At 68.8% G+C, this 452-nt stretch carries 1 protein-coding gene; it reads right to left on the bottom strand.

Annotated elements, in window-relative coordinates:
* Positions 1 to 452 (bottom strand): HNH endonuclease signature motif containing protein (locus tag J1M87_RS26240; RefSeq protein WP_206492634.1); only part of this gene is annotated, 452 nt, incomplete at both ends.

Genomic DNA, 452 nt, shown 5'->3' with positions numbered 1-452 from the left:
AGGGTGCGGCCCGGGTAGCGGTGGCTCGCGGTGGTTTTGGTGGTGGCCCATGTGCCGGGGCCGGTGCCGACGAGTGCGTGGTGCATGTCGCAGCCGAAGGTGAGGGAGTCGATGTCGGTGGGTCCGCCGTCGATCCAGTCGGTGACGTGGTGTGCCTGGCACCAGGTGGCGGGGCGGGTGCAGGAGGGGAAGCTGCAGCCTCGGTCTCGGGCGATGAGCACGATGCGTTGGTCGGGGGAGGCGATGCGTTTGGAGCGGCCGAGGTAGAGGGCTCGGCCGTCGTCGTCGAAGATGGTGAGGTAGTGGTGGGCGTGGGAGGCCATTCTGATGGCGTCGCGGATGGAGACGCGGGAGCCGGTGGCGGTCATGGCGTATCCGCAGCCGGCGTCGAGGTCTTTCAAGGTCATGGTGATGATGGCGGTGACGGGTAGGCCGCGGTGGGTGCCGAGGGT

The organism is Rhodococcus sp. KRD162, from assembly GCF_017168335.1.
In the GTDB taxonomy this organism is placed as follows: Bacteria; Actinomycetota; Actinomycetes; order Mycobacteriales; family Mycobacteriaceae; genus Rhodococcoides.
The sequence above is the reverse complement of the archived record's forward strand: the minus strand, read 5'-3'. Positions and strand labels throughout refer to the sequence as shown.